This is a genomic window from Pseudomonas quasicaspiana, from assembly GCF_021147825.1.
Lineage (GTDB): Bacteria > Pseudomonadota > Gammaproteobacteria > Pseudomonadales > Pseudomonadaceae > Aquipseudomonas > Aquipseudomonas quasicaspiana.
This window is the reverse complement of sequence record NZ_JAGTPI010000074.1, coordinates 21,110-28,182: the sequence shown is the minus strand read 5'-3', so window position 1 is coordinate 28,182 and position 7,073 is coordinate 21,110. Positions and strand designations below refer to the sequence as shown.

At 54.1% G+C, this 7,073-nt stretch carries 8 protein-coding genes; all 8 read left to right on the top strand.

Annotation, left to right across the window (positions count from 1 at the left end; genetic code table 11):
* Positions 1-539: 539 nt before the first annotated feature.
* The 8 genes from KDX30_RS26485 to fliT all read left to right on the top strand — a co-directional run bounded on the left by KDX30_RS26485 (position 540) and on the right by fliT (position 6,999).
* Positions 540-1,466: a ketoacyl-ACP synthase III gene (locus KDX30_RS26485; protein WP_027901013.1), complete on the top strand. Its 927-nt coding sequence runs from the start codon at positions 540-542 to the stop codon at positions 1,464-1,466.
* Positions 1,467-1,547: 81 nt separating this feature from the next.
* Positions 1,548-2,840 (top strand): motility associated factor glycosyltransferase family protein, encoded by a 1,293-nt coding sequence (locus tag KDX30_RS26480; protein WP_231677947.1) that lies wholly within the window; start codon positions 1,548-1,550, stop codon positions 2,838-2,840.
* Positions 2,837-3,094: a hypothetical protein gene (locus KDX30_RS26475; protein ID WP_231677946.1), complete on the top strand. Its 258-nt coding sequence runs from the start codon at positions 2,837-2,839 to the stop codon at positions 3,092-3,094. The genes KDX30_RS26480 and KDX30_RS26475 overlap by 4 nt, the downstream gene beginning before the upstream one ends.
* Positions 3,095-3,339: 245 nt before the next feature.
* On the top strand, positions 3,340-4,191 hold the full coding sequence (locus KDX30_RS26470; protein WP_231673520.1) for a flagellin domain-containing protein: 852 nt from the start codon (positions 3,340-3,342) through the stop codon (positions 4,189-4,191).
* Positions 4,192-4,265: 74 nt separating this feature from the next.
* Positions 4,266-4,655 carry a flagellar protein FlaG gene (locus tag KDX30_RS26465; protein ID WP_231667201.1) on the top strand — a complete coding sequence of 130 codons (390 nt, stop codon included), beginning with the start codon at positions 4,266-4,268 and terminating at the stop codon, positions 4,653-4,655.
* A 77-nt stretch (positions 4,656-4,732) separates the two neighbouring features.
* Positions 4,733-6,151 (top strand): flagellar filament capping protein FliD, encoded by a 1,419-nt coding sequence (gene fliD, locus KDX30_RS26460; protein WP_027901008.1) that lies wholly within the window; start codon positions 4,733-4,735, stop codon positions 6,149-6,151.
* A gap of 130 nt (positions 6,152-6,281) precedes the next feature.
* Complete coding sequence (gene fliS, locus KDX30_RS26455) at positions 6,282-6,665, top strand: flagellar export chaperone FliS (protein ID WP_027901007.1); 384 nt, start codon at positions 6,282-6,284, stop codon at positions 6,663-6,665.
* A 34-nt stretch (positions 6,666-6,699) separates the two neighbouring features.
* On the top strand, positions 6,700-6,999 hold the full coding sequence (fliT, locus tag KDX30_RS26450) for a flagellar protein FliT (RefSeq protein ID WP_027901006.1): 300 nt from the start codon (positions 6,700-6,702) through the stop codon (positions 6,997-6,999).
* Positions 7,000-7,073 lie beyond the last annotated feature (74 nt).

The window sequence follows — 7,073 nt, the reverse complement described above, 5'->3', positions numbered from 1 at the left end:
GCAGGGATGCCGGTTTAGCCGCCTCAGGCCATGGATGGCCGGTGGCGGCGGCCCCACGCAGCAAGGTCGGATTACGGGTATGCCGAGCGACAGCGAGGTGCCAAGTGGTGGGGCAAGAGCCTTTTGCTTACTTTTGGGCTCCTTTCAAAAGTGAGGCGCTGTAAAAGCGCAACCAATATCAGCCATGAACACGGTAACGGATATGTACACAAGAGTAGCGACACGACAGATATGAAGAAACCCCACTCATATATCCATGACATCTTGAAGTTTTTTAGTGAATCCCTGCACGATGACAGCCCTCAACAGTGTCATGCCATGCGCTAAAAGGGTATAAAACTTAGTGACCTATGAGTCATAACGCGCATCTTCACTGTATCGTGCTCGCGGGCGATGATGGCGTCAGGCTGATTTCACGGTAATCCGGGACCGGTCAAACTCCTTCGCTGCTCTTTTTTCATGGGTCAAAAGCCATTTGTTTTCGATGCCGAGTCATCGGGCAAACGGTGATATTCAGCTATTTATATTGGGAAGCCATGATGATTGGCATAAAAAGCATAGCGAGTTACGTACCTCTGGCTGGCGTCGACAACTACGCCCAAGGTGCGAAATTCGGCAAGGATGACGAATTCATCCTTGGCAAGATCGGCTCCGCTTTTCTACCGCGCAAGGATGATGCACAGGAAACCTCCGATCTGTGCGTCGAGGCAGTCAACGCCCTGTTCGCCAATAATCCGGACCTCAAACGCGAGTCCATCGATGCGCTGATTGTTGTCACGCAGAACGGTGACGAGGAAGGCTTGCCACACACTGCCGCTATCGTTCAGGACAAACTGGGCCTGCCAACGAATGTGGCAGCGTTCGACATATCCCTTGGCTGCTCCGGTTATGTTTACGGCATTTATGCACTTAAAGGTTTCATGGAGGCAGCAGGCCTGAAAAACGGTCTGCTGGTTACCGCCGATCCGTATTCGAAGATCGTCGATCCGGAAGACCGCAACACCACGATGCTGTTTGGCGATGCCGCCACTGCAACATGGATGGGCGAGGACGCGCCATGGCAACTGGGCAAGGCCAAGTTCGGTACGGATGGCTCCGGCGCCGCTCATTTGAAGGTCAGCAATGGCGTGTTCTTCATGAATGGCCGCCAGGTCTTCAACTTCGCACTGCTCAAGGTGCCTGCACACCTGCATGAGTTGTTGCAGGAGTCGGATCTGGATCAAAGCGATATTGACGCGTTCTGTATTCACCAGGGCAGCGCGGCGATTGTCGATGCCGTGGCGCGACGCTTTGAGGGCGAGCCGGAAAAATTCATCAAAGACATGCTGGAAACGGGTAATACTATTTCTTCCAGCATTCCATTGCTGCTTGAGAAGCATGTGCTGGATGCCAGCTGGAAACGCGTTGCACTGAGCGGTTTTGGCGTTGGCCTGTCCTGGGGCTCGGCGATCATTTATCGGCCCTGATCGAATATTGCAGTAAAAAATAGCGCTCAGGACGGTTACTCTTGAGCGCTATTTTTTTGTCCGGAATTTGGGTGGGGTCTTATGACTGACAGCTTCCAGTTAAATGCCGCGGTGCTTCAGGATCGCTGGCCGCAGGTGTTTGCCAGGTTGCTGGATGAGGATTACGAGGCGCTGCAGGTCGAACTGGTTAATGGACTTGAAGCGACCCTGAGTGTCTCTGGCATACAGCTGACCAGTCGCCATGACCGGAACGCCGAGGCGCGGTTGCAGGCCGCCAGCCTGCCGGCTGAAAAGTCACTGCTGCATTTATATGGCACCGGGCTTGGCGACCTGCAGCAGGTACTGCTGGAGCGTTCTGACTTGCAGCGCTTGCAGGTGCATATCCTTAACGGGGCTTTATTCTCGCTGGTACTCAGGCTTGCGGATCAGACTTCCTGGCTCAGCGATCCACGGGTAGAGCTGGGTTATGCCGCTGATGACAGCGAGATTCAGGTGCCGTTCTTCGCCTTGCCTGCCGAGCTGGAGCTGGCGGATGAGGTCAATGCGCGGATTCGGGACCGACTGGTCAGTGAAGTCCATCTGCATTTCAATAATCGTGAGTTCGATCCGCAAGCGCCGCACATCGTTGAGCGTTTGCTGGCGAACCTTGAGCTGGTCAGGTCCGACCGGGACGTGACCGAGCTGTTCGGCCAGCACGTGAGCCGGGAAATGTATGTGATAGGCACCGGGCCGAGTCTTGAGCAGCACTTTGAAAGGCTGCTGAGCATTCGTGCGGGCGAGCAACGTCCACTGTTTATCTGTGTCGACACCGCTTACAAACCGCTGCTTGCCCACGGCATAAGGCCGGACTTCGTGGTGAGCATTGATCAGAAGATCACGACTGGGCACCTGCCACCGGCTGACTCGGCAGAAATCGTGCTGGTCTATAAGCCGTTGAGTGACCCTCTGGTGATCCAGGCCTGGGAAGGGCCGCGCTATGTCAGCTATTCACCCGGATCGATCCATGACGAGTTGCGCAAGCACGTTAGCCGTGGCGAGTTGTTCGGCGGCGGCAGCGTGATTCATCCGGCGGTGGATCTGGCGGTGCAGATGGGGGCGTCGCGGGTGACGCTGTTTGGTACCGATTTCGCTTACCCGATGAACAAGACCCATGCCGGGTGGGGTGATGGAACGCTTGGTCCTTCTATCGATCACGCGCGGCACTGGGTGCTCGATGGGAATGGTCAGCGGGTCAGGACGCAACTGAATTTCCGCCGCTATCTTGGCGAACTGGAGCGCTACATCCACCTGCACCCTGACGTGCAGTTCCTTAATAGCAGCCGGGCAGGGGCGATGATCGCCGGTACAGCTTTTAATAAGGAGTTCGTGCAATGACGACGGTCGAGCAAAGTATCGCGCACTGCACCGCATGCGCCGGTCTGTTTCGTTTAGGGCGTAGCGTCGAGGCGGCGCTGGATATGATTGATGTCTTCGAAAGTGCTGGCAGCCATCTCGATAAGCGCTCGCCCGATGTGCAGCAGCAATGGGTGCAGTTGCTGACGATCATGCTGGCGTGTCAACAGGCTCAGGATTGGCTTGGACTGGCCGACTATATGCAGTACGAACTGGTAGATTTGCTTAGAGGCTAAAGGCCAGATCAAGGCAGTTTTTTGACGGCGTTCTGGTTTTATCGAAAGTTGCAAGACCTTATGGATAATACGTTTTTTCGTCAAGTTATTGTTTTTAAAGAAAATCACTCGTTCGCTGGAATTTTTTTTCAAATACACCTAAAGCAAACAGGGTAGACGACGATAACTATTACGAAGGTTCTCTGTGCCAACCCGGCTGTCGCCAGGGCCGGAAGCCGCAGCACCCAACCAATGAGGATTTCATCATGGCTTTAAGCGTAAACACTAACGTTGCTTCCCTTGCTGTTCAGAAGAACCTGGGTCGCGCCTCCGACGCTCTGTCCACTTCCATGACTCGCTTGTCTTCTGGCCTGAAAATCAACAGCGCCAAAGACGACGCAGCCGGCCTGCAGATCGCAACCCGTATCACCAGCCAGGTTCGCGGCCAGACCGTAGCAATCAAAAACGCCAACGACGGTATCTCGATGGCTCAGACCGCTGAAGGCGCTCTGCAAGAATCCACCAACCTTCTGCAACGTATGCGTGAGCTGGCAATCCAGGCACGTAACGGTACCAACGGTACTTCCGAGCAGAAAGCGACCAACGCCGAATTCGCTCAGCTGTCTGACGAACTGACTCGTATCGCTAACAGCACCAACCTGAACGGCAAAAACCTGCTCGACGGCACTGCTGGCACCATGACTCTGCAAGTCGGTTCCAACACTGGCGACGCTAACCACATCGACCTGGTTCTGAGCACCGGCTTCGGCGCAGCAGATCTCGGCGTAGCTAGCGGTACTGTGGTTCTGACTGGTACTGACTCTTCTGTTGCTGCTACCAACATCGACTCCGCGATCAGCGCAATCGACGACGCTCTGGCGACCATCAACGAAACCCGTTCGAACCTGGGTGCTTCGCAAAACCGTCTGACCAGCACCATCTCCAACCTGCAGAACGTAAACGAAAACGCCACCGCTGCACTGGGTCGCGTTCAGGATACCGACTTCGCAGAAGAGACTGCTAACCTGACCAAGCAACAAACTCTGCAACAAGCTTCGCAAGCTGTTCTGGCTCAGGCCAACCAGCTGCCATCCGCTGTACTGAAACTGCTTCAGTAATATCGGTGTAAGACTTGGCGGGGGAGTATGCGGTTTGTACTCCTCCGCTTTTTTACTTTGAGGAGGTGATGGATATGGACATGAGCGTTAAATTGAGCTTGTCTTACCAGGCCGTTAAACCGACGCCTGTTGTTGCTGAAAAACCGGCTGAGGTCCCTCAGGCTGCGGTTGTGCTGACACCTGCCGTAGTTTCGGATTCATCCGAAAGTAAAGAGGCGCTCAGGGTTTCGGAAGCGGAAAAGTCTCAGAGGCTTGAGTCTGCAGTACAGGAAATTGAAAAATTTGTGCAATCGGTGAAACGCAATCTCGAGTTTTCGATCGACGAGTCGTCGGGCGAAATTGTTGTAAAAGTGATAGCGGGTGACACCGGGGAAGTCGTGCGACAGTTGCCGTCAGCGGAGGCACTGAAAATCGCCGACAGCCTTCATAACGCACACAGCTTATTGTTCGACGCCAGGGTTTGATGCTGGTGTGAGCGATGTGATGGGCTCTTTTGTTTTTTGAAAAGGCAAAAGACTTCTGAAATCTGAAGGAGAAATTTATGGCTGGTACAGTTACATCTGCAGGCCTGGGTTCGGGTCTGCCAATTGGTGACCTTGTTAAATCTTTGGTTGACTCGGACAAGTCCGCCAAAACAAACCAGATAGCCAAGCAGACGACGCTGAACACCACCAAGTTGTCAGGGATCAGCACGCTGAACTCTGCGCTTGATGCCTTCCAGACTGCGCTGACTAATCTCGGAAAGACAGACACGCCCGCTTTCAACGGCTTTTCTGCAACGTCGTCGGCGCCTACCGTATTGACTGTAACTGCTAAAAACACTGCGGTTGCGGGTACTTACGCAGTCGAGGTCGTGAAACTGGCCACCAGTTCAAGCGTGGCTTCGGCATCCTTTGACACGGCGGCTGCCAGTGCTATTCCGAGTGGTTCCCTGACCATCACTCAAAATAGCGTTGATACGCAGTTCAACATTCCAGAAGGCTCGACACTGCAGTCGGTTCGAGACCTGATTAACTCCAAAACCTCCACCAGTGGGGTCAGTGCCAACATCATCACTGACGCTACAGGCTCGCGCCTGGTGTTCGGTTCGACAAAAACCGGTGCCGGTTCGGATATCACTACGAGTAGCAGCGTTAGCGGCCTGACCATCGGTTCGGGTGCGCTGGATGCTTCCGATGCGACCAGTGCTGGTCGAATCGGCGACGCGCCAATTGATGGCGAGATCAAGGTTGGTGGTCTGTCGATCAAAAGCTCCACCAACACTTACGACACCGCTGTCTCGGGCTTGAGCTTCACGGCGGTTGCTGAAACCAAGACGCCGACAGTAGTAACTGTGGGTGCCAACTCCGACGGTTTGAAGACCTCTTTACAGGCCTTCGTTGATGCCTATAACACCGTTGTCAGTACCATCAACTCGCTGACCAAGGCCACGACTGACTCCAATGGTGATTTGACTGGCGTTGCGGCGCTGGGCGGTGATTCACTGGCGCGTGATTTGTTGGCTACCATTCGTTCGGTGCTGAACGACACGTCTTCGGGTGGCAAGCTGTCGACCCTTTCGCAGTTGGGTATTCAAACCGATCAAGTGGGCGGCAAGCTGGCGTTTGATACTGGCAAGTACACTGCGGCCATGGCCAAGGGGCTTGGCGGCGATGTGCAGCAGCTGTTCGCGGGTACCAAGGAGGATGGCAGCGACGGCTTGTTGAAGCGGATGAGCAAGGCGCTGGACCCGTACACTTCGACGGGCGGCGTCATGGACGTCCGTACCACTCAGTTGAACAAGACCAAGGCTGACCTGCTCGCTCAGAAGGCCGCGCTGGATCTAAGGGTTGAGACCCTGACCGCGACGTTGACTGCCAAATACAACGCCATGGACCTGGCTGTTGGGCAAATGAAATCAACGTTGTCCAGCATCACCTCGTTCTTCGATGCACTGAACGCCCGTACCTCTGCTTCCTGAGGCTGGTTGGTTCACAAAGGCCCGGCTGCGTCCATACGCATGCCGGGTTTTTGGCTTCTGTCCTAAAGTTTTTCGCCAATACGTCGATAAGCTTTTCATACGAAGTTTTAAATCTTTGACGAGGTACATCATGAACCCGATGTTAGCCCTTCGGCAGTATCAGAAAGTGAACTCCCATGCACAGGCTTCGGAGGCTACCCCTCACCGTCTGGTGCAAATGCTGATGGAGGCCGGGCTGGATCGTATTGCTCAGGCCAAGGGCGCTATCGGGCGCAAGGACATTGCCTCCAAAGGTGTGTTGATCGGCAAGGCCATCGAGATCGTCGGCGGTTTGCGTGAAGGCCTGGATATGGAAAATTCTGCCGATACGCTGACTCGCGTTGATAACCTGTACGTCTATATGATGAAACGCCTGGCTGAAGCTAATATAAAAAGCGACCCGAAAATTCTCGACGAAGTTGGCGGTTTGCTGGGCACAGTCAAAGAAGGCTGGGACGCAATCGCGGGCCACTAAGATCAAATAACAGGCTTGTACTGAGGATATAGACATGAGTGCTGCACTCAAGCGTATCGAAGAAACTCGCGAAGCGCTGGTTGGCGCGTTGGCCGAGCGTGACTGGGAAACGATCGTCAAGCTGGACCTGGCCTGTCGTGCCTGTGTCGAAGACGTTATTCGCGAAGATGCGCCTGATGGCCCTGAGTTGCGCAGCAATCTAGAAGAGTTATTGACGGTCTACCGGCAACTCATCGACACTGCTACTGGTGAGCGTCAGGCTATCGTCGATGAAATGACGCAAATCAACCAAGCCAAAAATGCAGCAAAGGTTTACCATCTATTTGATTCGTGACCGGTTGGTCAAAAAAAGCTTTACGCCATAAATTTGACTGTTTACGGTATTTTGACTTAACTAGCGATGTTTAC